The organism is Serratia marcescens (assembly GCF_029846115.1).
GTDB lineage: Bacteria > Pseudomonadota > Gammaproteobacteria > Enterobacterales > Enterobacteriaceae > Serratia > Serratia marcescens_L.
The window spans coordinates 31,735-56,686 of record NZ_JARVZZ010000002.1 but is presented as its reverse complement, the minus strand read 5'-3'; the positions used below and the strand labels follow the sequence as shown (position 1 = coordinate 56,686).

Annotated in this window: 32 protein-coding genes and 1 pseudogene; 30 read left to right on the top strand and 3 right to left on the bottom strand. The window is 54.8% G+C overall.

All coding sequences use genetic code 11. The features are described from left to right. Positions 1-39: 39 nt before the first annotated feature. The 5 genes from QDT79_RS24400 (at position 40) to QDT79_RS24380 (ending at position 3,065) form a co-directional block, all read left to right on the top strand. Entirely contained in the window at positions 40-675 is a 636-nt protein-coding gene (locus tag QDT79_RS24400; protein ID WP_308317209.1) for an N-6 DNA methylase, read from the top strand. Between the two features lie 37 nt (positions 676-712). After that, positions 713-838: a hypothetical protein gene (locus QDT79_RS24395; RefSeq protein WP_308317208.1), complete on the top strand. Its 126-nt coding sequence runs from the start codon at positions 713-715 to the stop codon at positions 836-838. Positions 839-1,412: 574 nt separating this feature from the next. Then, entirely contained in the window at positions 1,413-1,784 is a 372-nt protein-coding gene (locus tag QDT79_RS24390) for a dehydrogenase (RefSeq protein WP_197763279.1), read from the top strand. Between the two features lie 55 nt (positions 1,785-1,839). Beyond that, a complete protein-coding gene (locus QDT79_RS24385; protein WP_041038628.1) occupies positions 1,840-2,667 on the top strand; it encodes a DUF932 domain-containing protein in 828 nt (275 codons plus the stop codon). A gap of 101 nt (positions 2,668-2,768) precedes the next feature. Beyond that, positions 2,769-3,065 carry a DUF5983 family protein gene (locus QDT79_RS24380; RefSeq protein WP_197763280.1) on the top strand — a complete coding sequence of 99 codons (297 nt, stop codon included), beginning with the start codon at positions 2,769-2,771 and terminating at the stop codon, positions 3,063-3,065. Between the two features lie 285 nt (positions 3,066-3,350). Here QDT79_RS24380 and QDT79_RS24375 read toward each other — a convergent pair whose 3' ends face one another. Next, positions 3,351-3,821, bottom strand: a complete 471-nt coding sequence (locus QDT79_RS24375; protein WP_197763281.1) for a transglycosylase SLT domain-containing protein — start codon at positions 3,819-3,821, stop codon at positions 3,351-3,353. 419 nt (positions 3,822-4,240) lie between these two features. Between QDT79_RS24375 and traM the strand changes: the two genes are divergently transcribed. Then, complete coding sequence (gene traM / locus QDT79_RS24370) at positions 4,241-4,639, top strand: conjugal transfer relaxosome DNA-binding protein TraM (RefSeq protein ID WP_197763282.1); 399 nt, start codon at positions 4,241-4,243, stop codon at positions 4,637-4,639. Between the two features lie 66 nt (positions 4,640-4,705). On the opposite strand, the gene QDT79_RS24365 is transcribed toward traM, so the two are convergent. Continuing rightward, complete coding sequence (locus QDT79_RS24365; RefSeq protein WP_197763283.1) at positions 4,706-5,068, bottom strand: helix-turn-helix domain-containing protein; 363 nt, start codon at positions 5,066-5,068, stop codon at positions 4,706-4,708. Between the two features lie 171 nt (positions 5,069-5,239). On the opposite strand from QDT79_RS24365, the gene QDT79_RS24360 reads away from it, so the two are divergent. Both QDT79_RS24360 and QDT79_RS24355 read left to right on the top strand, forming a co-directional pair. Next, complete coding sequence (locus QDT79_RS24360; protein ID WP_042785942.1) at positions 5,240-5,836, top strand: helix-turn-helix domain-containing protein; 597 nt, start codon at positions 5,240-5,242, stop codon at positions 5,834-5,836. Beyond that, positions 5,814-6,671, top strand: coding sequence for a queuosine precursor transporter (locus tag QDT79_RS24355; RefSeq protein ID WP_126502345.1), 858 nt, complete (start codon positions 5,814-5,816; stop codon positions 6,669-6,671). Before QDT79_RS24360 ends, QDT79_RS24355 begins: the two co-directional genes overlap by 23 nt. A gap of 10 nt (positions 6,672-6,681) precedes the next feature. Here the strand turns inward: QDT79_RS24355 and queC are convergent, their stop codons facing one another. Continuing rightward, positions 6,682-7,383 (bottom strand): 7-cyano-7-deazaguanine synthase QueC, encoded by a 702-nt coding sequence (gene queC / locus QDT79_RS24350; RefSeq protein WP_308317207.1) that lies wholly within the window; start codon positions 7,381-7,383, stop codon positions 6,682-6,684. Between the two features lie 382 nt (positions 7,384-7,765). On the opposite strand from queC, the gene traA reads away from it, so the two are divergent. The 22 genes and pseudogenes from traA to traH all read left to right on the top strand — a co-directional run bounded on the left by traA (position 7,766) and on the right by traH (position 24,952). Continuing rightward, positions 7,766-8,128, top strand: a complete 363-nt coding sequence (gene traA, locus QDT79_RS24345) for a type IV conjugative transfer system pilin TraA (protein ID WP_147882579.1) — start codon at positions 7,766-7,768, stop codon at positions 8,126-8,128. A gap of 11 nt (positions 8,129-8,139) precedes the next feature. Beyond that, on the top strand, positions 8,140-8,445 hold the full coding sequence (gene traL / locus QDT79_RS24340) for a type IV conjugative transfer system protein TraL (protein WP_042785939.1): 306 nt from the start codon (positions 8,140-8,142) through the stop codon (positions 8,443-8,445). Positions 8,446-8,455: 10 nt separating this feature from the next. Then, complete coding sequence (gene traE, locus QDT79_RS24335; protein ID WP_147882578.1) at positions 8,456-9,019, top strand: type IV conjugative transfer system protein TraE; 564 nt, start codon at positions 8,456-8,458, stop codon at positions 9,017-9,019. Next, on the top strand, positions 9,009-9,737 hold the full coding sequence (gene traK / locus QDT79_RS24330) for a type-F conjugative transfer system secretin TraK (protein ID WP_142076373.1): 729 nt from the start codon (positions 9,009-9,011) through the stop codon (positions 9,735-9,737). Before traE ends, traK begins: the two co-directional genes overlap by 11 nt. Next, positions 9,737-11,134 (top strand): F-type conjugal transfer pilus assembly protein TraB, encoded by a 1,398-nt coding sequence (gene traB, locus QDT79_RS24325; protein ID WP_197763286.1) that lies wholly within the window; start codon positions 9,737-9,739, stop codon positions 11,132-11,134. The genes traK and traB overlap by 1 nt, the downstream gene beginning before the upstream one ends. 4 nt (positions 11,135-11,138) lie before the next feature. Continuing rightward, entirely contained in the window at positions 11,139-11,357 is a 219-nt protein-coding gene (locus QDT79_RS24320) for a hypothetical protein (RefSeq protein WP_197763287.1), read from the top strand. Then, positions 11,354-11,740, top strand: a complete 387-nt coding sequence (locus QDT79_RS24315) for a hypothetical protein (RefSeq protein ID WP_197763288.1) — start codon at positions 11,354-11,356, stop codon at positions 11,738-11,740. The genes QDT79_RS24320 and QDT79_RS24315 overlap by 4 nt, the downstream gene beginning before the upstream one ends. 24 nt (positions 11,741-11,764) lie before the next feature. Further along, positions 11,765-12,304: a type IV conjugative transfer system lipoprotein TraV gene (gene traV, locus QDT79_RS24310; RefSeq protein WP_197763314.1), complete on the top strand. Its 540-nt coding sequence runs from the start codon at positions 11,765-11,767 to the stop codon at positions 12,302-12,304. Between the two features lie 12 nt (positions 12,305-12,316). Continuing rightward, a complete protein-coding gene (traC, locus tag QDT79_RS24305) occupies positions 12,317-14,947 on the top strand; it encodes a type IV secretion system protein TraC (protein WP_197763289.1) in 2,631 nt (876 codons plus the stop codon). Continuing rightward, positions 14,944-15,363 (top strand): type-F conjugative transfer system protein TrbI, encoded by a 420-nt coding sequence (trbI, locus tag QDT79_RS24300; RefSeq protein WP_197763290.1) that lies wholly within the window; start codon positions 14,944-14,946, stop codon positions 15,361-15,363. The genes traC and trbI overlap by 4 nt, the downstream gene beginning before the upstream one ends. Beyond that, positions 15,360-15,704: pseudogene (locus QDT79_RS24295) on the top strand (hypothetical protein); the annotation flags it as partial. The gene trbI and the pseudogene QDT79_RS24295, both read left to right, overlap by 4 nt. A gap of 370 nt (positions 15,705-16,074) precedes the next feature. Then, positions 16,075-16,947 carry a DsbA family protein gene (locus QDT79_RS24290; RefSeq protein WP_197794031.1) on the top strand — a complete coding sequence of 291 codons (873 nt, stop codon included), beginning with the start codon at positions 16,075-16,077 and terminating at the stop codon, positions 16,945-16,947. After that, on the top strand, positions 16,947-17,582 hold the full coding sequence (traW, locus tag QDT79_RS24285; protein ID WP_197763292.1) for a type-F conjugative transfer system protein TraW: 636 nt from the start codon (positions 16,947-16,949) through the stop codon (positions 17,580-17,582). Before QDT79_RS24290 ends, traW begins: the two co-directional genes overlap by 1 nt. Before the next feature lie 17 nt (positions 17,583-17,599). Continuing rightward, positions 17,600-17,971: a hypothetical protein gene (locus QDT79_RS24280; protein WP_308317206.1), complete on the top strand. Its 372-nt coding sequence runs from the start codon at positions 17,600-17,602 to the stop codon at positions 17,969-17,971. After that, the gene (gene traU, locus QDT79_RS24275; RefSeq protein WP_197763294.1) at positions 17,968-18,966 is read left to right on the top strand and encodes a conjugal transfer pilus assembly protein TraU; all 999 of its coding nucleotides are present in this window, start codon (positions 17,968-17,970) and stop codon (positions 18,964-18,966) included. Before QDT79_RS24280 ends, traU begins: the two co-directional genes overlap by 4 nt. A gap of 10 nt (positions 18,967-18,976) precedes the next feature. Beyond that, positions 18,977-19,651: a type-F conjugative transfer system pilin assembly protein TrbC gene (trbC, locus tag QDT79_RS24270; protein ID WP_308317205.1), complete on the top strand. Its 675-nt coding sequence runs from the start codon at positions 18,977-18,979 to the stop codon at positions 19,649-19,651. Further along, on the top strand, positions 19,648-21,552 hold the full coding sequence (gene traN, locus QDT79_RS24265; protein ID WP_308317204.1) for a type-F conjugative transfer system mating-pair stabilization protein TraN: 1,905 nt from the start codon (positions 19,648-19,650) through the stop codon (positions 21,550-21,552). Before trbC ends, traN begins: the two co-directional genes overlap by 4 nt. 41 nt (positions 21,553-21,593) lie before the next feature. Further along, the gene (gene traF, locus QDT79_RS24260; RefSeq protein ID WP_373275493.1) at positions 21,594-22,343 is read left to right on the top strand and encodes a type-F conjugative transfer system pilin assembly protein TraF; all 750 of its coding nucleotides are present in this window, start codon (positions 21,594-21,596) and stop codon (positions 22,341-22,343) included. A 10-nt stretch (positions 22,344-22,353) separates the two neighbouring features. Continuing rightward, positions 22,354-22,656: a hypothetical protein gene (locus QDT79_RS24255; RefSeq protein WP_197763297.1), complete on the top strand. Its 303-nt coding sequence runs from the start codon at positions 22,354-22,356 to the stop codon at positions 22,654-22,656. Beyond that, on the top strand, positions 22,643-23,182 hold the full coding sequence (gene trbB / locus QDT79_RS24250; protein WP_197763298.1) for a type-F conjugative transfer system pilin assembly thiol-disulfide isomerase TrbB: 540 nt from the start codon (positions 22,643-22,645) through the stop codon (positions 23,180-23,182). The genes QDT79_RS24255 and trbB overlap by 14 nt, the downstream gene beginning before the upstream one ends. Then, positions 23,175-23,588, top strand: coding sequence for a hypothetical protein (locus tag QDT79_RS24245; protein WP_197763299.1), 414 nt, complete (start codon positions 23,175-23,177; stop codon positions 23,586-23,588). Before trbB ends, QDT79_RS24245 begins: the two co-directional genes overlap by 8 nt. Continuing rightward, positions 23,585-24,952, top strand: coding sequence for a conjugal transfer pilus assembly protein TraH (gene traH, locus QDT79_RS24240; RefSeq protein ID WP_197763300.1), 1,368 nt, complete (start codon positions 23,585-23,587; stop codon positions 24,950-24,952). The genes QDT79_RS24245 and traH overlap by 4 nt, the downstream gene beginning before the upstream one ends.

Below are 24,952 nucleotides of genomic sequence, written 5' to 3'. Positions count from 1 at the left end.
AAACGGACAATCACCGGCGATGATCCGCGTAAGGCGTTTTTGAGTACGTTTCGTGAAACGGCGCGTTATCACCATCGCTATGAAGTATTCAGCGATTTTGTGAAGTTGACGGCCTGTGCGCTGGAAAATCTGCTGTTAAAGTCGCCGGACATCGAGGCGGAGTATCTGGCCACCATCCAGCGCTATGAAAAAGCCGACCAGCAGCGCATGGCGCAGTTGTATTCATGGCTGATCATCGGGCTGGATCAGGGCATGGGGGACTTTCTCGGCTCGCTGTTTATGGAGCTGGAGCTGGGCAGCGGCAACATCGGCCAGTTTTTCACGCCGTTTCATCTCTCCGAGCTGATGGCGGGACTGGTAGCCGGTGATCGGCTGGCGGCGTTGGAAAATGAACCGTATATCACGCTGTCCGAACCGACCTGCGGCGCGGGCAGAATGGTGATCGCGTTTGCCAAAGTGATGCTGGCGCGGGGCTATAACCCGCAAACGCAGCTGCGCGCCGACTGCGTGGACATCGATCCGGTGGCGGCGCGGATGTGTTACATCCAGCTGTCGCTGCTGGGTATCCCGGCGCGCGTGGTGATCGGCAACAGCCTGACACTGAAGTATCAGCGCGAGATGTATACGCCGTTTTGGTATCGCGTGACGTCCACGCGCTGGCCGATGTATCGCTAACAACGGAGGCGGGCAGGGCGATCCTGCCCGATAACGCATGACAGAAAACGACACGCTGCCGCTACCGGGCGAATTTACCGATCGGGGTGTGAACCTCTGTGCAATTTTTGCCGACGCCGTGTGCTACCTGGTAACGGTGGCTTCGGTCAGCACCGCGCGGTAAAAGACGAACAGAACGAAAGGCCGGCGCCTGCGGCTCCGGCCATTCTTTCCCTTCTCGTATGCTGTCACAAAGACCTGGTGGCGATTTTCCTACCTCTCCCTTGTTGGCTGCCGGTATTTCTTCGGTGAATCGGGTTTCCGCAGGATGCCTGGGCGTGCCCTTCGGACCCGGCTGTCGTGCTGCGCAGGGAGCCGGCACGCCGTCTCCCCCCTGGCGGGCTTCCATCCGTCACGCGATGGGCTCGCTTGCAGCCGGCGATGCCGGCGCCGCTTTTCACTGTTTCTCGCCCAGGCGAGGAACGCTAAGGTCGCCCCGGCTTGTCGCCGTGTCGGCCGTGTTCCTCCTCGCTGCGTTTCCGGTGCGCCATCGGACGGCCGTTCCACGGCGGAGGGCTGTTCGTAGCACCGTCGCGTCACCCCGCAAGGGGTTAAATGCACTTCACCGAAAACTTTTTCCAGGTAAAAACTTTTCGTCTCGCCCCTTGTGTGTCTCCTTACGCCGTTGCTCCGTCGCCCTTTGCCGCCAGGGAACTCACCGAACGATGGAATAACCACCAGAGAGGAGCAAGAGCAGGATGAACACGCAAAACGTCAACACCGCCACCAGAGAATCTTCCAAACGATGGGCAGGAAAATATCCCGACGCGGAAAACATCATGATCCGTCAACTGGAATTAATGGAGGAATTACACGGCGTGTATTTGTCCCCTGACGAACTGGCGCAATCGCTGTATGAAATTTTTAACACGATGACGGATCGGGTGGTGTTTAACGGCGTCGATAACTCGCCGTCAGATAAACCGAAAATTGCGTATGCCGTCGCGCAACATTGGATTAAAGCGCAGCGTTTGGCCGGTGCGTATTTTGGCGAGACCGGCGTCGTTGCCTGGGAGCATGCGCGTTATCGGCTACACCTTCAGCTGGCTATCAATCACTCATACCGTTAATTCATCGCCGGTCTAAAAAATTGTCCGGCATTACTCAAAGAGAAAGGAGAATATTATGCGTCTGACTTCCCGTTTTGGCCGTTATAACGCCATCCGTAAAGACCGCCCGTTAACCAACGAGGAATTAATGAACGTGGTGCCGAGCGTTTTTTCTGAAGATAAACACGATTCGCGCAGTGACCGATACACCTACATCCCCACTATTACGCTGCTGGATAAATTACGCGAGGAAGGTTTTCAGCCGTTTTATGCCTGCCAGACCCGCGTTAGGGATGAAAGCAAACGCGGCCATACCAAACACATGCTGCGGCTGCGCCGGGAAAATATGATTGTCTCCGGCAATAAGGAAGTCCCCGAAATCGTATTATTGAACAGCCACGACGGAAGCAGCAGTTACCAAATGATCCCCGGCATGTTCCGCTATGTCTGTGCCAACGGAATGGTATTTGGCCAATCGTTCGGTGATGTTCGAGTGCCGCATAAAGGGGACGTGGTCGGGCAGGTAATTGAGGGTGCGTATGAAGTGCTCGGCATATTTGACCGCGTCGATAATGACCTCGATACCATGAAATGCATTTCACTGTCCGAGCGCGATCAGGAATTATTTGCGCGGGCGGCGTTAAGTTATCGCTACGAGTACGAAGATAAATCCCCGATCACGCCGTCGCAAGTTTTGCGTCCGCGTCGGCGTGAAGATTACGGCAATGATTTGTGGACGACATTCCAGCGCGTGCAGGAAAACATGATTAAAGGCGGATTACCCGGTAAAAGCGCGACCGGGAAAAATACCCGTACTCGGGCGGTCAACGGTATCGATGGCGATATTAAATTGAACCGTGCGTTATGGCTGATTGCGGATGAATTCAAAAACCGAATGAAGTAACAGGGTGCCCCGGTAATGACGCCCATCAATACCGGGGCCGAACACTGCTACAGAACGTACAGTTAACACAGCGCGGACAGTATGAAATAACGAGGTGAAAGATGCAAACGGAAAATTTACGGGTATGCAGTACGGCACATTTTACATTGGAAGATAACGAGCTGTTAGCGACAATGGCAGGGCAGGCGGCTTTTCGTTCCTGGGTGGTTAATACCCAGTACGGTTATATTCTGGTGCTGACGGATTATCACTGGCGGCTGCGGGTATTAAAGTCGCAAGGGGCGTCAAAGGCTCTGAGGCGGTTTTTAATTCACCATGTTAAATATCACCGCACAGGTTACATCCATTTTGATTGTGATGCGCCCATTCTCCCTGGCTACGACGTTTTTGCATGGTAGCGCGCTGATAAGATGCGTTCCCATCGAGGGAGCGCATCTTATTCTCCCCGCCCGCCCAGCGGGAAATACATTTCCCGCTCCCACTGCCCCAAAGGGGCGCCCTGGTTAGCACCCAAAAAACGTGACCGTTTTTTGTTGATGTCCGTTACCTTGCGATCCGCTTACCCACATCTACACAATCGACGTTATTTCACCTTGATCCGGTGAAATAACCGCTCCCGTTCGTTTTCCATTAAGGTGATGGGAAACTTCACTGGCTTTGTCTTATGTGCATATGTGGATAAACTACGGGTTCTGAACGAGGAGGGGTTGCTGCTTGCTGGCTTTTATCGCCCGGTAGGTTTTCTCGATTTTACTCGCATACTTGTAACGTCGTTGCGCCTGCTTTGGAGAGTCTTTAAACCCTGCATTATAAGCACCAACTGCCTGCCAGGTCGCTCCCCACTTCTTAAAGGCAATCGCGAGATAATAAGCACCGGTGTAGATGTTCATACACGGATCTTGTTTCAGGTGCCGTTCTGAAACCCCTATCAACGAAAGCGAGTTAAAATGCTGGGAGTCAATTTGCATTAACCCCACACCGTACCCTGTTGTAGGATTTGGGCCGATAGCCACGGGATTAAAACGTGACTCGTTCCATGAAATAGCACGTAGCAGATCCGGGTCGATGTGATAATCCCGACCCGCCATGTCAAAACAATCAGCCATAGCGGCCGTTGAACTGAACAGCATTAACGCTACGATGAGGTTTTTCATGTTTTCCTTAAAATTCCGAGCCCTGGTGAAAATCTAGCCTTTTCGGGATCTCGAGTCAACAAATTCGCGCTCTTTGTGGTAACTACATCACACCCCACGCAAAATTGTATTTTGCAGAATTATATATTTAAAACAGTTAGTTAAGAGTTTAATGTTATTGTTATATTTTAAAATGATGAGTAGCTAGAGTCGTAAAGGACTCTAGCTAGAGTCGTTATTCGAGTTTATACACAACTCTATATAGAGTTATCACTAAATTTCATATAGATAAACAGGAACGACCCTAGAGGCGAGTTGTATGATTTTGCTTTTATAGCTATCATTAGACTCGTAATTAGAGTCGGATTTGATTCGTGCATGCCAACTCAAATTACATACAGATTATCTGTCAGCTAATAATGTCATGGAGTAAAAATTATATGGCAAGAATTCAAGCATATGTCAGCAAGGAGGCGGTTGAAAAGATTCATGCTATTGTTGAACAGCGTCGCCAAGAAGGGGCGGCTGAAACTGAAGTAAGTACATCTAGTGTTATTTCCATGCTTCTTGAGCTCGGTCTCAGAGTCTATGAGGCACAGATGGAAAGAAAAGATGACCCTTTTAATCAGACGGAGTTTAACAAAACTCTTTTGGAAAACGTATTGAAAACTCAACTTGCAATGGCAAAGGTTCTTGGTGCAAGTACTCTAGCTCCACATGTTGCAGATAAACCAAAACTTAATAACTATCAGCAGATCATTTCAGAAATAAACGAATCTGTTAATGATAAGTTAGAGAGATTTTTTATTGGTGTTGATTCAGATAGTACTAACGAATGAACTATCATCAATAGCTTAATTACCTCATGCCTCCTTTGGGAGTGAGGTAATTATGCTTGCTGATTTCTATTTGTTTAGACAGTCAATTATTTCAATTGCTAGTCGTTTGGCATCTTCAACTTTTTTAGCTAATTTCTTCTCTTCTATTACTGAACTGTAGAATTTATTTTTGGAGGGATTTGTTCTGTTTCTATGCATTTCAAGAAGATCTGTAGCTAAATCATCATCTATCGTATAGAAGTAATACTCTGGGTAATCCAATAAGTTGGCTATTTTTACTACTAAGCTGAAAGGTGGTTCTGTTCTGCCGACTTCGTAACTTGACAGTCTTGAGCTTGAATTGGCCCCTTGTATACCTACAAGTTCAGCTAACTGCTCCTGTGTATAACCACTTGATATTCTGGCATCTTTTAGTCTTTTTGGTATCATGGTCTCCTCCTTTATTATGATTTTACATAGTGTTAGGAGGTGAAAAATCCACATAATCAAGAACTGTTGATAATGTGTAGTTCATGCTGTGCTATGTTTATTTCATCATCTGATGTCTTTCATGTATCATCTTTTGACTAACCATCACTATTATTTGATCATGAGTATGCCATGAATAATACCGAGATAATAAAAAAGAATATAAATTACCTTCTTTCTTCGAGAAAGGAAACACAAGTTTCTTTGAGTGATGGTGCCGGTGTTAATCGAACTACTATATATAAGATCCTTGAAGGTAGGGTAGAGCGCGTTCAAGAAAATACTCTTCGAAAAGTAGCCGGATTCTTTGGTGTTTCATTTAAAGAAATTCAATCTGTTGATTTACAAGAAAAGGAGTTATCTAATAAGTTAGTAACCATCGATGGTAACATGAACCCGTTGGCGGTTCCGATTATTAAAGATACAACTATACTCTCAGCAGTAAATGCAAAAATTGGACGGTTAGTTATGTCGTCACCTATAACTTATTTCTTCGGTGAAGGTCCTAATGTAGTTGGAATACTTCTAACAAAAGAGATAAAAGGATACTATAATAAAGGTGATGTAATCATCGTTCGCCGTGAGGCTATCATTCATGAGGCAAATGTTCTTGTGGTTACTTCAAGCAAAAGTTTGAAGGTGATTGATGGTAGTTCGGCTCATTTAGTTGCTGAGGATGTTGTTGGTACAATAATCGAGGAAAGGTATGGAAGCGAATATAAAATATAAGCTAATTGGATTTGATATCCTCAATGGAAAAGCTAACGTTATGGTGTTGAATACTGGGCGGGTTATGTCAATGCCATACGAAAGACTACTATCTTCAGAGGTGATTGATGATTTTAACGCTAGAGAAGTGTCGGCGGTTTGTCGAAAAATATATAGCTCTGGTGAAAGTGTTAAAACTGAATATGAGTTTAAAGATAGAAATGAAAAGCAGTGGTTAACTTATGTTGCTTTTTGTTTGGTTATTAGTGTTTGTTATATATTTAGTAATATAGCTGCAGTCAAACCAGTTCACATACAATACTTTGATCTCATCATTACGCCTGGTACTTTTGTTTACCCGTTTACATTCTTAGTAGTAGATCTTCTGAATGAATTTTATGGATTTAGGCTGGCAAGAAAAGCCATTTACATGTGTGTTGTTGCTAATGCGGCAATATTAGGGTTGCTTTATGTTTCTCTGAAGTTACCTGTTATACCTGAATGGATATTCAATGGCCCATATAATAGCCTTATTAATCAAATACAATCAACATTTCTTGCATCAACTATAGCTTTTCTTACCTCCGAGCTGGCTAATTCATATGTGCTTTGTAAAATCAAAGAACTGACGAATTCTCGCTACTTATATATAAGGATTCTGTCCAGTATATTTGTGGCCTCTGTTATAGATAGTGTTGTCTTTTGTTTCATAGCTTTCAGTGGTTTGATGACAAACGAACAAATAATAGGAATTATCGCCGTTCAAGTAATAATTAAGTTGGCGTATGCAATTGTTAATGTTTTTCCTGCGTATGGAGCAAGGTATCTATTTAATAAATACCTCACTCAAGAATAAATTTAATTAGTCATATAGCCTGTTTTTTTTGCAGGCTTTTTTTTATTTCTTCTTTATTTTGTAGGTATTCATTAAACCCCCTCGATCGTAGAAAACATGCGTCACATTTCCCACATCCAAAACTTTTAACACCATTGTAACAAGTTAAAGTTTCATCTCTGATGAGTTCCAAACATCCCATATTGTCTGCTAATGCCCATGTTTCAGCTTTGTTTAATGACATTAGTGGCGTTACAAACCTGATATCTCTTCCTATTCCTAAACTTACTGCGTGGTTTAACGCTTTTACAAAAACATCACGGCAGTCCGGGTATCCTGAAAAATCAGTCTCACAAACACCTGTTATTACATCTTCCGCATTTACTTGAAATGCATAGATGGCGGCAAGGGTAAGGAATACGATGTTTCTGCCAGGAACAAACGTTGATGGTATTCCATCTGAATCAGCATTTTTGTGTTCGGGCACTTCAATCTCATTTCTAGTCAAACTACTTATTGCTAACTCATTGATTACATTAACATCTAAAATTTTATGTGAGCTTACGTTTAGCTTCTTTGCAAGTTGCTCCGCTATTTTAATTTCTTCACTGTGGCGCTGGCCGTAGTCGAAGGTTAAACAGTGCACGGAGTCATACTCAGCGAAAGCCTTCACTAAGCACGTAGTTGAATCTTGACCTCCACTGAATACAACTACTGCTGTTTTTCCTGACATATAAACTCCTTATTATTCAATTTGATGAAATTAAAAAGCATCATATGGTGCGTTTTGTGTTGCTTTGTTGTTGAATGTATTCTACAGTTTCATTGTTTTAGTTCAATCAGTCAAACCATTGGTAGCTGTAGATGGTCATCTCGTAGAGCAAATTCATCACACTCATACCACGAGATTAAATTTTAATTTAATGATTTTTATTGTTTTTTTGTGATTTTACTTCAAGTGGTTACATCAAAAACAGCTTATTTTTTATCAAGATATCTTTAATTTTCATAATGTAAGGGGGTGCTGCTAACTGTTCAAATAATCTCATTTCATACTAAGCCAAGGATGTTTCTCTATTGCATCCAAAGATTTACTTCATTCAAGGATAATTTAAATGAATGCTTCATTAAGCGCTCAGGGGCCTTCTGTTGCCCAACGTCAGGGATTTTCACTTCGTAAGCTGTTTTCTCGGCAACGCGTCGTGAATTTCCTCAAGGTGATCCTGCCGTTTGCCGTACTGGCTTCGTTCTTCCCAGAAGTGGCTCTCGCTGCTGGCGGTAAGGACATGCTGCAATCCGGCGATGCCGATGTTAAGGCAACCGCAGGTTCTGGTTCCACCATGGTCAAATGGATCGTCCTGGTCGAAGTGCTGGTTGGTGCCGTGATGTATATGGCCACCAAAAACCTCAAATACCTCTCCGGCTTCATCGTGGTCTCTGTCCTGATCGCGGTGGGTATGAAAGTCGCCGGGTATTAATCGGGGGCGGTATGTCGGGAAACGATCTGAACAAATACCGTTTCCCGAAAACACTGAGAACACAAGACCGCTGGTTTGGGTTTTGTCTTGATGAATTAATCCCCGTGGCTATTACTGGCGGCTGGTTTATCTGGCAGCAGAAATATATCACGGGGATTATTTTGGCGGCGCTGGTGTTCTGGGCCATTCACAAAGCCAAAAAGGGGAAGGGCAGTAGCTGGCTGCGTGACCTTGCATATTGGTATTTACCGACCTCGCTCGGCAAAGGCGTCTACAAGGTGGTCCCTGAATCGTGTTTTCGGAAATGGATAAAATAGGCAGGCGATAATGGAACACTCAGCACGTCTCAACTCAAACCGTATTATTGCCATCGGCTTTATTGTCATGGCGCTGTTGATTGCTGCGCTGACGGTGGCCGTCATTATCATGGCTATCAACAACTATCGCCTGCAGAACGAGAAACAGGTGGTGGCAGTCCCCATGTTGTTCAAGGCGCCGTTCGGCGTCTCGCAAAACAGCGCTGATGCATCGTATCTCGAGCAAATGGCGCTCTCCTTTGTCGCGTTACGTCTCAATGTGACCCCTGAGACGGTCAACGCCTCACATTCCACCCTGCTCATGATGGTCAAGCCGGCGGCGCAAAACGCCCTCAAGATTGTCCTGGCCGAGGAGGCCAACCGTATTAGGGCCAGCAACGTCAATGCGGCTTTCTTCCAGACCAGCGTGAAAGTCTATCCCGCCCAGGGGCGTGTTGATATTCGCGGTGAGCTGCGTACCTGGATCGGTGACAGCGCCCCGGAAAAAGCCCTCAAGCATTACTCCCTTTATATCGATCGCAGCGAGGGTGTGACCTGGCTGGCCAAGTTCGTCGAGGTAAACGATGAAAACTAAACGTCGCTATGCGCTGATGGTTGTCGCTCTGACGGCCTGCTTCGGCGCCCAGGCCGGCACGGTGGATGCGCCGGTCACTATCCCACTGCAGAACGGCAGTCAGGCGCATGTTTCACTCAGCAACAGCGAACCCAACCTGTTCAACGTCCCCGGCGATCGCGTGACGTTCGTCAGCGGCGTGGATGAAAGCCTGGTCAATTATGAGCCGGCGGCCAACGGCGGGCTGGTACTGAGTACGCTCAATAAAAAGCCGTTCAGTTTTGTTATCGAAACCGAGCGGGGCATGAACTATTCCATTCGCGCCGTACCGCGTGCCGGTGTCGGCCGCACGTTCTCACTGGTGGGGGAGAGCCAGGGCGTTTCTGTGGCTGCCAAAGGCTGGGAAGAGGGGCAGCCCTACGAGTCCATGCTGGTCTCGCTCAACAAGTCATTGATGGAGGGTCGGTTGCCGGCCGGCTATGGGCAGATGCCGGTCACGCGGGAAGCGCTGGCCGCACCTTACGGTTTGCGGGCACAGGCGCAGCAGGTCTGGACAGGGCATCACCTGAAGGTGGTTCGTTTTGAGGTCAGCAATCCCGGCAGCGCCAGCCAGTGGGTCAATGAGCACGACTTCTGGCAACGGGGTGTGCGGGCGGTGATGTTCGATACACCTACCCGGCAGATTATCGGCGGCGGTCGCATGAGCGTGTGGATCACCTTGTCCGAGGGAGGCCGCTGATGGCGAACATCAATGTGCTGGTCAAGCGCAAGCAATATCTCTGGCTGGGCGCGGTCGCGCTGGCGGTCGCCGCGGCCATCGGCGGCGGTTATTACTTCTCGCAGGATGCGGAGCTGGAGACACAGCACCCTGCCGAACCGGCTCCCGACCTGACCGGGGTGGTCGACAATACCTTTGACGATCGCGTGCAGCAGCATGCCATCACCCAGACTCAGGCCGCGCAGGCCGAAATTAACAAGCAGTTTACCGCCCTGCGTCAGGAAATCGACCTGCTGAACAAATCGCGTCTGGAAGATCAGAAGCGCATGCAGGTGCTGGAAGACGAAAACAAGAACCTGAAACAGTTTGGCGGACCGGGGAGTCAAGCAACACCAGGGAACCCGGCCCCCGGTTCCGCCCCCTTACCGCCGCTGGTTAACGGCGTGACGCCCGAGGGCGAGCCGATGCCGACGCAGTTCCCGCCGGCACCGGGTGGCGCTGTTCCGCCGCCGACGGCGTTCTATCCGGGCAAAGGCGTCACACCGCCACCGAACGTTGACTACAAGCCTATCCCCGTGCCCGGCCGTCTCTATCGCAAGTCACTGGTGCCGCCGGAGACCGGCCCCAGGAAAAAGAAGTACCCCTATATCCCGACCGGCAGCTTCGCCAAATCCATCCTGATTGAGGGGGCGGATGCCAACGCATCAGTGACCGGGAACACGGCCACGGTGCCGATGCAGGTACGGGTGACCGGCCGGATCGAGATGCCGAACAGCAAGACCTATGACGCGACCGGCTGTTTTATCAGCATGGAAGCCTACGGCGACGTCTCCAGCGAACGCGCCATTGTGCGCACCCGAAAAATCAGCTGCATTCGCGGTGACGACATTATCGATCAGGACATCGACGGCCACGTTTCCTTTATGGGCAAGAACGGCGTCAAGGGCGAGGTGGTGATGCGCAACGGCAAGATCCTCGGCTTTGCCTGGGGCGCCGGGTTCCTTGACGGGTTGGGCGAGGGGGCCGGCCGGGCGGCGCAGCCGACCGTTGGTCTTGGGGCAACGGCCAGCATGGGCGCCGGCGATATTGCCAAATCGGCCATTGGCGGGGGGGCCAGCAAAGCCGCTTCAACGCTCAGCGACTATTACATCAAGCGGGCTGAGCAGTATCACCCGGTTATTCCGATCGGCGCCGGCAATGAGGTCACGGTGGTGTTCCAGGAAGGCTTCCAGATGAAGACTATCGAGGAGGTGGCGGCGGAAAAAGAGAGCCGTCAGCAGGGGCAGACCGAAGGGAGCGACCAGCCTAAATCCGGGCAAAGCCTGAACGGGTTCAACACCGATCAGATGCTGAACCACCTCGGCAAGCTTGATCCGGCTCAGTTCGGTCTCGGCACATCAACAACAGGAGAGCGGTGACACCATGAATAACAACGACAAACCCAATATCTGGTATTTCGATGACTTTCCCTTTACTGGCAGCGATTTCGCTCGAGTGGGGAACATCATCGTCTGTGGCCGAACCGGGGCGGGGAAAACGACGCTGATGCAGTCCATCGTGGATAAATACAGCGCGGATGCCGTGCGGCAGGGCATTTCTATTGCACCGACACCGCCTTCTGAGGATGAGGCCAAATCATGACTGAACGAAAAATGACAGGGCTATATGTCTTTTTATTGCTGGCCTGGTGGGGCGGTTGGCTTGCGCTCGATATGTGGCGCATTGAGCGCCTGCTGACCGATGCCGACAAGTGGGCCGGTTTTCGGCGAGACATTCTCTGGTGTACGGGGTCGGCGGTGGTCTCCGTGATTCTTTTCATGGCAACCGCGGAGAAAAAATCCGCCGTTTGCGTACTGCTGGGGTTCCTGGCTGCGGCAGTGGGCATCTCGACCGCGTTCGTCGTCAGTGATGCTTTTATTCACTGGGGATTTGATATGTCGCTGTTATCGGATGCGATTTCGGTAGTTGGAATAGCGATGGTGCCAATGTTGCCGTTTGCGGCTTTTCTCGTGGCAAGGTCATAAGGAGACTCAATGAAAACGCACATCATGAAATCACTGTTTTTATTCCCCGCCTTGGGTGGCGTGCTGCTGATGGCAGGCTGTGCCGGCGTCAGCAGCGAGTTTGGCTGTAACGCCACCACCTCCGACAGCTGCATGACGATGGAGCAGGCTAACGAGAAAGCCAAGTCGCTGGAAGAGGGCAGCGAAGCAAAGCCGGCTGCGGCCGCATTGCCTCGCCTGGCTGACGGCGACTTTGCGGCAGTGGGGCGAGATACCGGCCCCGTCCCTGTCTCAGCCGGCAGCACGTCCCGTTTGTTGCCTCGGCAGGGAACAGTATCCCCGGCGCGGGCGCTTCCGGCATATCCGGCGATTGCTGCGCCGGCCGCCATCGTGACGACCGCCAGTACCTGCACGTTGCCGCGCTGTGCCGGTGTCGGCAGCACCCGACCGGCACGTCAGGCCGAGCAGACCGCGCAGCTGTGGATCGCGCCCTGGATTGACAGTCAGGACGTCTATCACCAGCCGGGCAAGGTGCTGTTCGTGGTTAAACCTGCCGTCTGGGGCCAGCCCCAGTCCGTGTACTGACAGGAGCCGTAAATGAATTTGCTCGACAAAGTCACCCATACTGCCAACAGCCTGCTGTCGGCGCTGAAAATGCCGGATGAAGCCTCCGCCGCCAACAAGGTATTGGGTGATATGAACTTTCCGCAGCTAAGCAGCGTACTGCCCTATCGCGACTATGACGAAGAGAGCGGGCTGTTTATCAATGCCGGCTCCATCGGCTTTGTGCTGGAAGCGCTGCCGTTGGCCGGCGCCAACGAACAGGTGGTTCTGACGCTCGAAAGTCTGCTGCGCACCAAGTTGCCGCGAGGGATCGCGTTGTCCGTTCACCTGATGGCCAGCAAGCGCGTCGGCGATCTGGTGGAGTCTGGCCTGCGTGACTTCTCCTGGTCGGGCAAGGACGCGGACAAATTCAACGCCATCACGCGGGCCTTCTACCTGATGGCGGCAGAAGGTCGCTTTTCCCTGCCGCCGGGCGTCGATATGCCGCTGACGCTGCGTAATTACCGGGTATTCATCTCCTATTGTGTCAAGAGCAAGCGCCGCAACAAGGCGCTCATCACCGAGCTGGAGAACCTGGTCAAGGTGCTGCGTGCGTCGCTGATGGGGGCGAAAATTCCGACAGAGTCGCTTAATGACGAAGACTTTATCAACGTTGTGGGCGAAATCATCAACCACGATCCGAGCCAGCTATACAACAAGCGTCGCAAACTCGACCCGCTGAAAGACCTGAACTTCCAGTGCATCGACAACGGGTTTGGCATGGACGTGTATCCCGATTGCGTCAAAATAAACCTGCGTGATGCCGGCAGCAAGAAAGGCAGCGTGGCGCGGGTGATGAACTTCCAGCTCGAGCAGAACCCGGAGATGGCCTTTCTGTGGAACACCGCCGACAACTACGGCAACCTGCTGTATCCCGAGCTGTCGATCGCCACGCCGTTCATTATTACGCTGACGCTGGTCGTTGAAGAGCAGACCAAGACCTCTTTCGAGGCGAACCGCAAGTACATCGATCTGGAGAAAAAATCCCGCACCTCCTACGCCAAATTCTTCCCCGGCACGCTGGAGGAGATGAAGGAGTGGGGCGATCTGCGCCAGAGTCTGGCATCCAACCAGACGGCGATCGTCTCCTTCTTCTATAACGTGACGGTGTTCTGTGAAGACAATGACAGCGTGGCACTGCGCTGTGAGCAGGACGTCATCAACAGCTACCGCAAGAACGGTTTTGACCTGATATCGCCGCGCTTCAAGCAGCACTGGAATTTCCTGGCCTGCCTGCCGTTCATGGCCGAGCACGGCGTCTTCCAGGACTTGGCGATGCATGGCGCGGTGCACCGCGCCAAGACCCTGAATGTAGTCAACCTGATGCCGATCGTCGCCGACAACCGTCTGGCCCCCTCCGGTCTGCTGGCGCCCACCTACCGCAACCAGCTGGCGTTCATCGACATCTACTCCGAGGTGATGCGCAACACCAACTACAACATGGCGGTGGCCGGGACGTCAGGCGCCGGTAAAACCGGTCTTATTCAGCCGATGCTGCGCAGCGTGCTGGATACCGGTGGCGCCGCCTGGGTGTTCGATATGGGCGATGGTTACAAGAGCCTGTGCGAAAACATGGGCGGGGTTTACATCGACGCACAGACGCTGAAATTCAACCCGTTCGCCAACGTGAAGGACATCAACCTGTCGGCGACGCAGATCGCCAACCTGATTTCGGTGATGGCCAGCCCCGACGGCAGCCTTGACGAAGTTCATGAGAGCCTGCTGGAGATGGCGGTCAAGGCAGCCTGGTTGAGCAAGCAAAAGAACGCCCGTATTGATGATGTGCGTGACTTTCTGCGCGACGCGATGGATGAGGATGTCTATCGCGATTCGCCGACCATCCGCAACCGCCTGCATGAAATGACCATCCTGCTGGATAAATACTGCTCCGACGGCACTTATGGTGAGTTCTTCAACTCCGACGAACCGTCGCTGCGCGATGACGTCAACATGGTGGTACTGGAGATGGGCGGCCTGAAAAATCGACCTGATCTGCTGGTTGCGGTGATGTTCTCGCTGATGATCTACATCGAGGGGCGGATGTACCAGACATCGCGTCAGAGCAAGAAGCTGTGCGTTATCGACGAAGGCTGGAAGCTGCTCAACTTCAAGAATGCCAAGGCGGGCGAGTTTATCGAAGAGGGTTACCGTACCGCGCGCCGTCACCGCGGGGCGTACATCACCATTACCCAGAACATCAAGGACTTTGACTCGGACACCGCCAGCTCGGCCGCGAAAGCCGCCTGGGGCAACTCCTCCTACAAGATCATCCTGATGCAGGACGCCTCCGAGTTCAAAACCTATCTGCAGAAAAACCCGGACAACTTCACCCAGCTGCAGCAGGACATGATCGGGAAGTTCGAATCGGCCAAAGACCAGTGGTTCAGCTCCTTCATGCTGATGGTCTCCGGCAAGGTCAGCTGGCACCGCCTGTTTGTCGATCCGCTGAGCCGCGCCATGTACTCCTCCCAGGGCCAGGACTTCGAGTTCATGCAGGCTCGGCGTGAGCAGGGTGTTTCGGTGCACGATGCGGTGTATGAGTTGGCGCACCGCAACTTTGGCGAGGAGATGGCGCGCATCGAGCGCTGGGTGGAAGAGAACTATACGGGGAGGGCTGCCGCATGACACTGCCTGCCATTATCACGACCCCCAACAGCTCGGCACAGAAACGTGCCATTGTGCTGTGGGGTGCGGTCTGCGTGCTGATTGCCGTTCTGCTCAGCGTGGGAGCCACGCTGTGGCTGCTGCAGCGTCAGCCGGCGATCGTCACTTTCGACATGAAACAGACCATGGAGGCGTTCTACGAGAGCGCCGCCAAGCAATCCCTGCCGCCGGAGCGCAGCAAGCTGCTGGCCGAACGGTTTACCGGCGCGCTGCAAACCAGCATCGCGCAATACCAGCAGCGCAACCACGTGATCATCCTGGTCTCGCCGGCGGTGGTGGGAGGGGCAAAGGACGTCACTCGCGAGCTGCAGCGAGATATTGCTGCCCGAATGCAGCGGGGCAATACCGTCAGCGGTGATAAGGAGTCGCAACCATGATTATTGTGGACGCTGATATTCGTGGGCTTGTTGCAGCGATGAATGTCCATGGATTTCGCACGTATGCATCATGCCAGGGGCATGGTTTTCCTGTCGATAGGATTAAACCTTATGTGGCGTTTACCTCCCGCGGGTCAGAGGCAGCCAGACTGGCTCGGATGCTGAGGGAAGATGCTGAGTCTTCAGCACCACAACTGCTGTGGGGATGGGAGGTGACAGCGAGCTTTAACAGCGTTTTCAGGCTGTGTTTCCGTTTACACCCGACTGGTCCTCAACACTGGTGGTTACGATACTGCCGCAGTTCCCTGAAAAAGGACTTTGGCAATATCGGTCAGATGCTTAAATCAGCGGGAGGTGAGCCAGGCAACGGGGTTGACTATTCCGGTATACCAGAGTCCCCCAATAACAAGGGCAGCGATAACGAGCACAGCCACGAAAGTAGCATGGAGTTTGTCATTAAAACGTTTCGAACCAAAGGGATCGGTTGAGTTGCATTCATTGCAGGACTGGGCGGTCACACTTAATGGTTTACCACAATCCACACAAGTTCGCAGTTTTGTTTCCATCAGAATCACTCTCATTAAATAAGGGTATTAGATTGAATCACTATTTACGGTTGTTTTTCAAACAAAATACTCACGAGCGGCAGCGGGATATTGCTGCCCGAATGCAGCGGGGCAACACCGTCAGCGTTGATAAGGAGTCGCAACCATGAAAGCAGATACCGCCTTTTTAGTGGGCATTACGCTGTGTGCATTCGCCATTGCCGGTGGGTATCGGGTGATGATGATTCAGAACAAACCGTCTGAATCTGTGGCGGTTTCTCAGACTCACCAAAAGGATAGCAGCAGCCCCACAGTCCCTGCGACGTTTACCCCGGCGCAGCAGGAGGCCATCGGCCCGCTTGCCCGCGATTACCTGCTGGCGCACCCGGACATTCTGCTGCAGATGAGCGAGAAACTGGAAGCGCAGCAGCAGACCGTGACCAATCGCACGGTGCAAACCGCGTTGACCACGCAGCCGGAACTGCAGGCGACGTTATTGCACGATCCGGCGACGCCGGTTGTGCATCCTGACGGCGGCGTGACCGTGGTGCAGTTCTTTGACTATCAGTGCATCTGGTGCGCGCGTATGGCGCCGGTGGTGGCCGACTTTGTGCGTGACAATCCCGATGTGCGTTTCGTGTTCAAGGAATTCCCCATTTTCGGCAGCCGCTGGCCGATGTCGGTGCAGGCGGCTCGCACCGGCCTGACGCTGTGGCACCTCAAAGGCGGCGATGCCTACCTGGCCTACCACAATGCGGTCTTTGCCTCCGGTGAGAACGAAGGTCGGTTGTCGCAACCAACTGTCAACGCGGCACTCCAGACCGCCGGCACCGCGCCGATGAGCGTGCTGCCCGAGACGGAGAAAACGCTGCTGGCTACGCGCGAGCTGGCCCAGCAGCTGAACATCAGCGGCACCCCCGCCTTTATCGTTATGCCGACCCGCGATGCGCGGGCGGAGCAGGTGACACCGCTGTATGGCGCGGTTGATGTGACGGCGCTGCGGGCCGCGGTCGCACAGGCTAAAGCAGGAGGCCACTGATGCGCGTTGTCTGCCTGGTGTTCTCCTTATCACTGCTGCCTTGCATGGCGTTGGCCAAAGACTTCGGCACCTGGGGCGACCTGTATCCGGTGGCCGAGCCGGACATGCTGCAGACCATTCACGAACGGCTGACCGAGCTGCAGCGCAGTGGACGCTGGGAGCAGGAGATGACGGCGTTCAAAGAGCGCACCGTGCAGCACAGCCAGCGTCCGGAGCCGGTCGCCGGCATCGGCAAGACCGAGCGCTATGCCGAACGCTTCTTCGACCCGAGCGTGCAGCTCTCTTCTGACCTGAAAGACGACAAGGGCCGCGTGTTCGCCCGCAAGGGCGACGTTATCAACCCGCTGGCCACCGTGCCGTTCGTGCAGACGCTGTATTTCATCGACGGCGACGATCCGCAGCAGGTTGCCTGGATGAAGGCGCAGCAGCCGGAGACCCTGATGGTGAAGATCATTCTGGTCAACGGCGACATTCCCAAGACCTCTGTCGCGCTGGACAGCCGTATCTACTTCGATCAGGGCGGGGCGCTGTCGCACCGGTTCGGGCTGACCACGGTGCCGGCGCGCATCACGGCGGCACCGAGCGGCTTGCGGCTGCGTATCGAATCCATTCCTGCCGGCGGCAGCGCGAACTGAAGGGGAGAAGTATGTTTGTGACGCGTAAACGTTTTATTGCGACCGAGAATCAGCTGCAGAGCTGTCGCCAATTGCTGGCCGCGCGCCACGGCGAGTTGATGGCCATCCGCCAGGCGGCGTCGGCAAAGGGTGGGATCTACAAATGCATTCTTGAGTGCCGTGAGGTGGCCCACGAGCTGCGTGAGCAGCTGCCTGCCGATCAGGACGGTCATGGCCTTTATCTGTTCGACAAGCTGGCGCTTATCGACAGTTTGCTGAGCACCTTGGCGGCGTTGTTACCGCCGCAGGATGAAGCACGTCCCACCGCCCGGATCGTTGCCGCCGGTGATGTACATGCGATTTACCGGGGAACGCAGTGGGCGACACATTGCCAGGAGCGTCGCGCATGATCCGGTGCTGGCTCTCGGCGTTGCTGGTCGTGGCAGGCCTGTTTGCGGCGCCGTCTCAGGCGGCGGATGCGGCCTGCCAGGGGCGCTTTGTCAACCCGATCACCGATATCTGCTGGCGCTGCATCTTCCCGCTCTCGATCGGGAGCATTCCGGTCGGGAAAGGGGATTTGCCGGATACCAGCAATCCGGGCAGCCCTATCCAGTTCTGCCCCATGCCGCCGCCGCTTTTTCAGCGTATCGGGATGGCAATGGGGTACTGGGAGCCGATGGCCATGACTGACGTGACCCGTTCGCCGGGCTGCATGGTCAACCTGGGTGGCTTTAGCATCAACCTCGGCAAGATTGGCACCGGCACCGGCGGCAGCAGTGGCAAGGGGGACGTGACCACCGCGTTCTATCACGTCCATTGGTACAAGTACCCGTTGACCTACTGGTTGAACATCATCACCTCCGCGGGCTGCCTGCAGGGTGGGGACATGGACATCGCCTACTTGTCGGAAATCGATCCGACCTGGGGGGACAGCAGCCTGACCACCATTCTCAACCCGGAAGCCGTGGTCTTTGCCAATCCGCTGGCGCAGGGCGCCTGCGCGGCCGACGCCATTGCCAGCGGCTTCCATCTGCCGATCGACGCATTGTTCTGGTGCGCCGGCAGTCAGGGTTCGATGTACCCGTTCAACGGCTGGGTGGCCAAGGAAATCAGCCCGCTGCAGTCGTCGGTGCTGGTCTCGGAAAAGATGGCATTCAAGCTGCACCGCCAGGGGCAAATCATGGAGTCCATCGGCAAAGATCGGGCGGTTTGCTTCGAATACCCGTCGCCGATCATGCCGAAAGAGCGCTGGCGTTATCAGATGGTGAACATGTACCCGGACAGCGCCCGCTGTCACCCGATGGGGCGCAGCGTGATGCGCTGGGAGGTGGGCCACAACTCGCCGGCCAGTAAGAAGAACTTCGGCTACGTCATGTGGCGCAAGCGCAACTGCGTCTTTTTATAAGGAGAAGGTCATGACGACATACAGCAAGGCGACAGGGTTGCTGACAGTGCTCCTGACGGGGGCAACCGTACCGATGATCGCTGTCGGGCAAACGGCGGCAGATCCTGTTGTTACCGCACAGCAGCAGGCGACCGTCCAGGTGGACAGCAACCGGGCATGGCTGCGCGAGCAGGAAAAGCGCTCGGCTGACCTGCACCAAAACACCCCGGTGCCGGAGTTCCTGCGTAATCAGCCGCCGCGTTCGCTGGCGCAGGACGATCAGTCCTTTATCGACCAGCTGGCGGCGAAGCAGCGTCAGGATGCCGCCGAGCAACCGGCCGAGGGTGCGCTGTACTTCGTCTCCTTCGCTATTCCCGAAGAGGGCATGCGCCGCATGCTGCAGGAAGCGCGTCGCTTCGGCATTCCTGCCACGTTGCGCGGCATGGTGAATGGCGACATGCGCGAAACGGTGCAGCGGGTGCAAAAACTGGTGGAAGCCGGCGGCATCGACGGCGTGCAAATCGACCCGCAGCCGTATACCCAGTTTGGCATCACCGCCGTGCCGGCGTTGGTCGTGCGCTGCGCGGCCGGCTTCGATGTGGTGCGCGGCAACCTGCTGATGGCGCAGGCGCTGAAGAAGGTCGCCAAAGACGGCGACTGTGCAGCCACGGCTCAGGCGCTGCTGGACAAGGAGAGCGGAAAATGACCCGCCTGGTGAAGTCTCTGCCCGGATTGCTGGCAACACATGCCCTGGTGCTGGGGACGTTTATCTTCGCCACCGGCGATTGTCGGGCGGAAGGTGATGACGTGTTCCAGACCGGCAGCGAGTTTGCCAAACAGATCGCCGGTCAGGGTACAGGGACGCTGCAGAACACCAACCCGGCCAACGTGTTGCCGAATTACACCGACAACCCGAAAGAAAAAGGCTATTACGGTGGCGTGACGGCCGGGGATGCCAATAACCTCAAAACCGATGGCGGCACGGCCTGGGGCCAGACCGAGGTGGGGCAGGCGGTGACCGATTCGGTGCTCAAAAACCCCAAGGAGCCGATTTCGCACGATGCGCCCTTTATCCAGGCCGGGAAGGAGATTGAGGGTAAGGCCGAGAGCATCGTCGGCAAGACCGGCCCGGACTGCAAGGCCGAGCAGGTGACGCGCAGTGAGTTCACCCGTCATGTGTGCGAGCGCGATACGGCGGTGATGCGTACCTGCGAGCGCGCCACCGACATCGGTGGCCACTATGAGACCCGCTACGAAGACCGTAACGCACACATCGATAAATCGATGATCCGTTGGTGGAAAGAAGGCAACCGCATTCACGGCACCTTTAGCGCGCCGTTTACCGGCAAGCTCACTACGGGGTCGATATACCTCGAGCTGCAGGACGATCTGCACAGCTATGGTGTGCCGCTGGCCTTTTCACTGCTGGGGAATGAGGTGCGATATGGCCGTCAGGACTGGGGCAGCCGGCCGCTGAACGTCGGTAACGTTACGCTCACGCAAGGTCAGCAGGTTGATATTTTCCTCACGATGGACCCCGGTGGCCACCTGGATACCTTTCTAGATGCGATGGTCAGGCAGCTGAGCGGCGGTGGGGGCGGCTCGCCGATGGTGTTCTACGTGAAGTTCGACGGCAGTTCGTCGGTGCAGGTCTGGGTGCCGACCACGTCGACGCCGGCCAACTGTCCACTGGCGCAGGAAGCCGGGGCGGTGAAGGTCAATACCGTTTGCAGTGAGCCGGGCGGCGAACGCACGGTGACGGTAAACGGCCAGACCTACCCGGTGTGGGCCAGCTGCTGGCGCTTTACCGACACCTATCGGCTGCAGGAGGCCGGCCAGGGCAGCTGCGAAGCCTATGCCAACAATCCGGCCTGCACTATTGCCACGCACGGCTGCGCCTTCTCCGATGAGTATGGCCAGTGCCTGCACGAGAACGTGACCTACTCCTGCGAAACCCGCACTACCGGGAACGTGATGCTGTGTGGCGGCCAGATGTACTGCCTGGACGGGGAGTGCGACAAGGCGCAGAAGGGCACTCAGGGTAACGACTTTGCGCACGCCGTTTCCGAGCTGGCTGCGGTGGCGGCCGCCGGCAAGGACGTGGCGGCGTTGAATGGTATCGATGTGCGCGCCTTCACCGGTAAGGGGCAGTCCTGCCGCAAGGCGTTTGCCGGTTTCAGCGACTGCTGCAAGGACTCCGGATGGGGTAACAGCGTCGGGTTGGCGCACTGCGACAGCGAAGAGAAGGCGCTGGGCAAGGCGAAAGAGAACAAATTGACCGTCAGCGTCGGCGAATATTGCAGCAAGAAAGTGCTGGGCGTCTGCCTGCAGAAGAAGCGCAGCTACTGCCAGTTCGACAGCAAGCTGGCGCAGATTGTTCAGCAGCAGGGGCGGGCATGGCAGCTGGGTATCGGCTTTGGCGACGTCAAATCACCGGACTGCCGGGGCATTACCGTAGACGAGCTGCAGCGCATCAACTTCGACCAGCTGGACTTTGCCAATTTCTATGAAGACCTGATGAAAAATCAGAAGGTGCCGGAAGACGCGGCCCTGCTGGAGAAGGTTAAGCAGCAAATTGCGGAGCGCATGAAGGAGGCAGGCAAGTGAAAACGCGCGGGACTTCAAATTTCAATTTGGCGGCACGCGGGTTGGCCAACCGCAGGGCGGCAGCGCTGTTGGGCCTGAGCCTGCTGGGCGCGGCGTTCACCGCGCAGGCCGGCGGCTGGCAGTGGTATGAACGGGAGGCCAAACCTGCTGACGACGATATGCCACCGCCGGCTGCAGCCCCTGTCGCACCGGCCGGGGCACTGCAAAAGCTGCAGTTGCTGCAGCAGTCGCTCAAGGAGCGGCTGGCAGACGCCATCCTGTACCCCAGCACGGAGAACTTTGTGAAGTTTTTCCAGATGCAGAACTACTTTACCCAGCAGGCGGGGCTGTTTGAGCGCTCTGCGCAGCGCGCGTTTTTAGCGCACCCTGAGCTGGATTACAACCTGAAGCACAGCCACTACAACGGCACGGTGAAAAGCCAGCTGGCCGCCGACTTTGCCGCGCAGCGCGAGGCCATCGGCAAAATGGCGCAGCAGTACGGGCTGATGCTGTTCTATCGCGGCGCCGAGCCGATCGACGGTCAGCTGGTGAGCGTGGTGAAGGGTTTTCGGGACAGCTACGGGCTGTCGGTGGTGCCGGTGACCGTTGATGGGGTGGTCAATCCTGCGATGCCGGAGAGCCGGCGCGATGCGGGACAGTCACAGCGGCTGGGCGTCAGCCATTTCCCGGCGCTGGTGCTGGTTGACCCACGCAGCGGCGCGGTCAAGCCGCTGGCCTACGGCTTTATCAGCCAGGACGATCTGGCCAAACAGTTCCTGAACGTCTTTACCGACTTCAAACCCAATTATTGAGGAGCGTTGAATGCGAAAATTGAAATTCCCTGACATCGACGCGACCGGCGGTTGGGTCGCGGCCTTCGGGATCTGGTTTCATATCGTCGCCGGCCTGGTGCACCGGGCGCCGGATATGGCGGTGACGCTGGCCGAGTTTATCGCGCTCACCCTGACGGTGTGCGGCGGTTACAAAATCCTCGATGAGCTGGCGCGCGTCCCCAAACGGCAGCGCGACGAGGCGGAAAAACAGGCCTATATCGCGGCACATCGTGAACAGGCGAGCACAGACGAACAGCACGGGGCCGGGGAGGTGCAGAATGCGGATCGCTAACATCGCCTGGCTGGCGCTGCTGTTAACCGGGCTGGCGCACGGCTCCACAATTGATGAGATAGCGGCGCTGCAGAAAAATGCCGGCGTCAATCGGGCGCCATCAGCGACGTCCGTCCCCGCTCCGCGGCCGGCGGCAGCGCCACGCTGGTTTACGCTCAGCAACGGCGCGCGCGTCAACCTCAATGACTGGAAGGTGGTGCTGTTTATGCAGGGGCACTGCCCGTACTGCCACCAGTTTGATCCGCTGCTGAAATCGCTGTCGGAACGGGTCGGCTTTTCCGTGTTCGCCTACACCTTTGACGGCCAGGGCGATGCCACGTTCCCGGAGGCCATTCCGGCGCCGCCGGAGGTGATGCGTACTTTCTTCCCCGGCCTGCCGGTGGCGTCGCCGACAACGTTTTTGGTGAACGTCAATACGCTGGCGACCTACCCGATGATCCAGGGGGCCAGCGATGAGCGCGGCTTTATGGCGCGTCTCGACACCGTATTACAGGAAGCAACGTTAAGAGGAGATCACCGTGAATAAATCAGAGCGTCACATCATTACTGCCAAGCTGGGCGCAGGGTCTCCGGAACAGTGTATTGCCAGCGCGCGTGCGGAATACAAGCGTGACAGCGCGCGGCTTACTATTTTTCTTCATCTGACGGTGCTGTTTTTTGTGGCGGCCGTCGCACTCTGGATGGTCAGTCACTGGTGGTTTGGACATGCATTTGTCAAAGAGTACGCTGCGGACTCGCGTGAGTTTCATATGATGAACATGTGGAACGTACTGATGTACTTCATGCCTGCCATGTTTGCCGCGCTGTCAGCCGGGTGCCTCGCGGTCGCGCTGGTCTTTGAGAGTCTGGGGCTGTTTAGCCTTTATATCACCCTGCTGTGGCAAAAGTGCTGCATGTACCGCCAGTCTCGCCAGCGCCGGGAGGATGCATGAAATTACGTGCCCTTTTTATCGGCCTGACGCTGGGGCTGGCGAGCGTTGCCCCGGCCGTCGCCGATATGAACAGCGACATGAACCAGTTTTTTGACAAGCTGGGGTTTGCGTCCAACACCACGGCACCTGCGGTCTGGCAGGGGCAGGCGGCCGGCTATGCGTCGGGCGGCTCGATTTATGCCCGTACCGGCGTCAAACAAATTCAGCTGATCTCGATGTCGTTGCCGGATATCAATGCCGGCTGCGGCGGCATCGATGCGTACCTGGGGGCGTTCAGCTTTATCAACGGCGAGCAGCTGCAGCGCTTTACCAAACAGATCATGTCCAACGCCGCCGGCTACTTCTTCGATCTGGCCTTGCAGACTACCGTGCCGGAGCTGAAAGATGCCAAAGACTTCATCCAGAAAATGGCCAGCGACATCAATGGCATGAACATGAGCAGCTGCCAGGCGGCGCAGGGCATTGTCGGCGGGCTGTTCCCGCGCACACAGGTCTATCAGAAGAAAATCTGCCAGGACATTGCCGGTGAATCCAACATCTTCGCCGACTGGGCCGCGTCACAGCAGGGGTGCACCGTGGGCGGGAAAATGAATTCGGTATTGGATAAGGCCGGGGACAAGGACAAGGAGCGTATCTCCAAGAACATCAACATTATGTGGGATGCGTTATCCAAAAACCGCATGTTCGACGGCAACAAGGAGTTGAAGGAGTTCGTGATGACGCTGACCGGCTCGCTGGTGTTCGGCCCCAACGGCGAAATCACGCCGCTGCCGCCACGCACCACCGATCAGAGCATCATCAAGGCATTGATGGAGGGGGGCACCGCCAAAATCTATCACTGTAACGACAGCGAAAAGTGCCTGAAGGTGGTGGCTGACACCGATGTCACCATCAGCAGTGACAAGGCCCTGAAAGGGCAAATCAAAAAGATGCTGCTCAGCATTGAGAACAAGGCGCGCAGCGACGATAAGTTGAGCGACGAGGAAAAAGGACTGATTTCCAGCACGCATGTACCCCTGCTGACCTACCTGACTGACCCGCAGATGCTCGGCGTGTCCAATGCGATGGTGCACCAGTTGGCCGACTATGTGGGATACGACATCCTGATGCAGTACCTGCAGGAGTTGATGGGCGGTGCGCGCGCCATGTTGGCAACCGGGAACTACCCGCAGTCGACTATCGACGTGATTAATGACAATTTCACGCAGGCCGGGCAGCTTATCGCCTCCCTGCAATCGCGCGTACAGGTGCAGACCGATGCCCTGCTGGTCGTCGAACAGCAGATGCGTTACATGCGCCAGCAGGTGTCCAGCAAGATGCTGACGCGTTACCAGAACAACTATCAGTTCGGGGAGGCGCAATAA

What these genes read in the sequence shown, in the direction of transcription:
- QDT79_RS24395 (WP_308317208.1), top strand. Translation starts at nt 713, where the DNA reads ATGACAGAAAACGACACGCTGCCGCTACCGGGCGAATTTACCGATCGG.
- QDT79_RS24390 (WP_197763279.1), top strand. Translation starts at nt 1,413, where the DNA reads ATGAACACGCAAAACGTCAACACCGCCACCAGAGAATCTTCCAAACGA.
- QDT79_RS24385 (WP_041038628.1), top strand. Translation starts at nt 1,840, where the DNA reads ATGCGTCTGACTTCCCGTTTTGGCCGTTATAACGCCATCCGTAAAGAC.
- QDT79_RS24380 (WP_197763280.1), top strand. Translation starts at nt 2,769, where the DNA reads ATGCAAACGGAAAATTTACGGGTATGCAGTACGGCACATTTTACATTG.
- QDT79_RS24375 (WP_197763281.1), bottom strand. Translation starts at nt 3,821, where the DNA reads ATGAAAAACCTCATCGTAGCGTTAATGCTGTTCAGTTCAACGGCCGCT.
- traM (WP_197763282.1), top strand. Translation starts at nt 4,241, where the DNA reads ATGGCAAGAATTCAAGCATATGTCAGCAAGGAGGCGGTTGAAAAGATT.
- QDT79_RS24365 (WP_197763283.1), bottom strand. Translation starts at nt 5,068, where the DNA reads ATGATACCAAAAAGACTAAAAGATGCCAGAATATCAAGTGGTTATACA.
- QDT79_RS24360 (WP_042785942.1), top strand. Translation starts at nt 5,240, where the DNA reads ATGAATAATACCGAGATAATAAAAAAGAATATAAATTACCTTCTTTCT.
- QDT79_RS24355 (WP_126502345.1), top strand. Translation starts at nt 5,814, where the DNA reads ATGGAAGCGAATATAAAATATAAGCTAATTGGATTTGATATCCTCAAT.
- queC (WP_308317207.1), bottom strand. Translation starts at nt 7,383, where the DNA reads ATGTCAGGAAAAACAGCAGTAGTTGTATTCAGTGGAGGTCAAGATTCA.
- traA (WP_147882579.1), top strand. Translation starts at nt 7,766, where the DNA reads ATGAATGCTTCATTAAGCGCTCAGGGGCCTTCTGTTGCCCAACGTCAG.
- traL (WP_042785939.1), top strand. Translation starts at nt 8,140, where the DNA reads ATGTCGGGAAACGATCTGAACAAATACCGTTTCCCGAAAACACTGAGA.
- traE (WP_147882578.1), top strand. Translation starts at nt 8,456, where the DNA reads ATGGAACACTCAGCACGTCTCAACTCAAACCGTATTATTGCCATCGGC.
- traK (WP_142076373.1), top strand. Translation starts at nt 9,009, where the DNA reads ATGAAAACTAAACGTCGCTATGCGCTGATGGTTGTCGCTCTGACGGCC.
- traB (WP_197763286.1), top strand. Translation starts at nt 9,737, where the DNA reads ATGGCGAACATCAATGTGCTGGTCAAGCGCAAGCAATATCTCTGGCTG.
- QDT79_RS24320 (WP_197763287.1), top strand. Translation starts at nt 11,139, where the DNA reads ATGAATAACAACGACAAACCCAATATCTGGTATTTCGATGACTTTCCC.
- QDT79_RS24315 (WP_197763288.1), top strand. Translation starts at nt 11,354, where the DNA reads ATGACTGAACGAAAAATGACAGGGCTATATGTCTTTTTATTGCTGGCC.
- traV (WP_197763314.1), top strand. Translation starts at nt 11,765, where the DNA reads ATGAAATCACTGTTTTTATTCCCCGCCTTGGGTGGCGTGCTGCTGATG.
- traC (WP_197763289.1), top strand. Translation starts at nt 12,317, where the DNA reads ATGAATTTGCTCGACAAAGTCACCCATACTGCCAACAGCCTGCTGTCG.
- trbI (WP_197763290.1), top strand. Translation starts at nt 14,944, where the DNA reads ATGACACTGCCTGCCATTATCACGACCCCCAACAGCTCGGCACAGAAA.
- QDT79_RS24290 (WP_197794031.1), top strand. Translation starts at nt 16,075, where the DNA reads ATGAAAGCAGATACCGCCTTTTTAGTGGGCATTACGCTGTGTGCATTC.
- traW (WP_197763292.1), top strand. Translation starts at nt 16,947, where the DNA reads ATGCGCGTTGTCTGCCTGGTGTTCTCCTTATCACTGCTGCCTTGCATG.
- traU (WP_197763294.1), top strand. Translation starts at nt 17,968, where the DNA reads ATGATCCGGTGCTGGCTCTCGGCGTTGCTGGTCGTGGCAGGCCTGTTT.
- trbC (WP_308317205.1), top strand. Translation starts at nt 18,977, where the DNA reads ATGACGACATACAGCAAGGCGACAGGGTTGCTGACAGTGCTCCTGACG.
- traN (WP_308317204.1), top strand. Translation starts at nt 19,648, where the DNA reads ATGACCCGCCTGGTGAAGTCTCTGCCCGGATTGCTGGCAACACATGCC.
- QDT79_RS24255 (WP_197763297.1), top strand. Translation starts at nt 22,354, where the DNA reads ATGCGAAAATTGAAATTCCCTGACATCGACGCGACCGGCGGTTGGGTC.
- trbB (WP_197763298.1), top strand. Translation starts at nt 22,643, where the DNA reads ATGCGGATCGCTAACATCGCCTGGCTGGCGCTGCTGTTAACCGGGCTG.
- traH (WP_197763300.1), top strand. Translation starts at nt 23,585, where the DNA reads ATGAAATTACGTGCCCTTTTTATCGGCCTGACGCTGGGGCTGGCGAGC.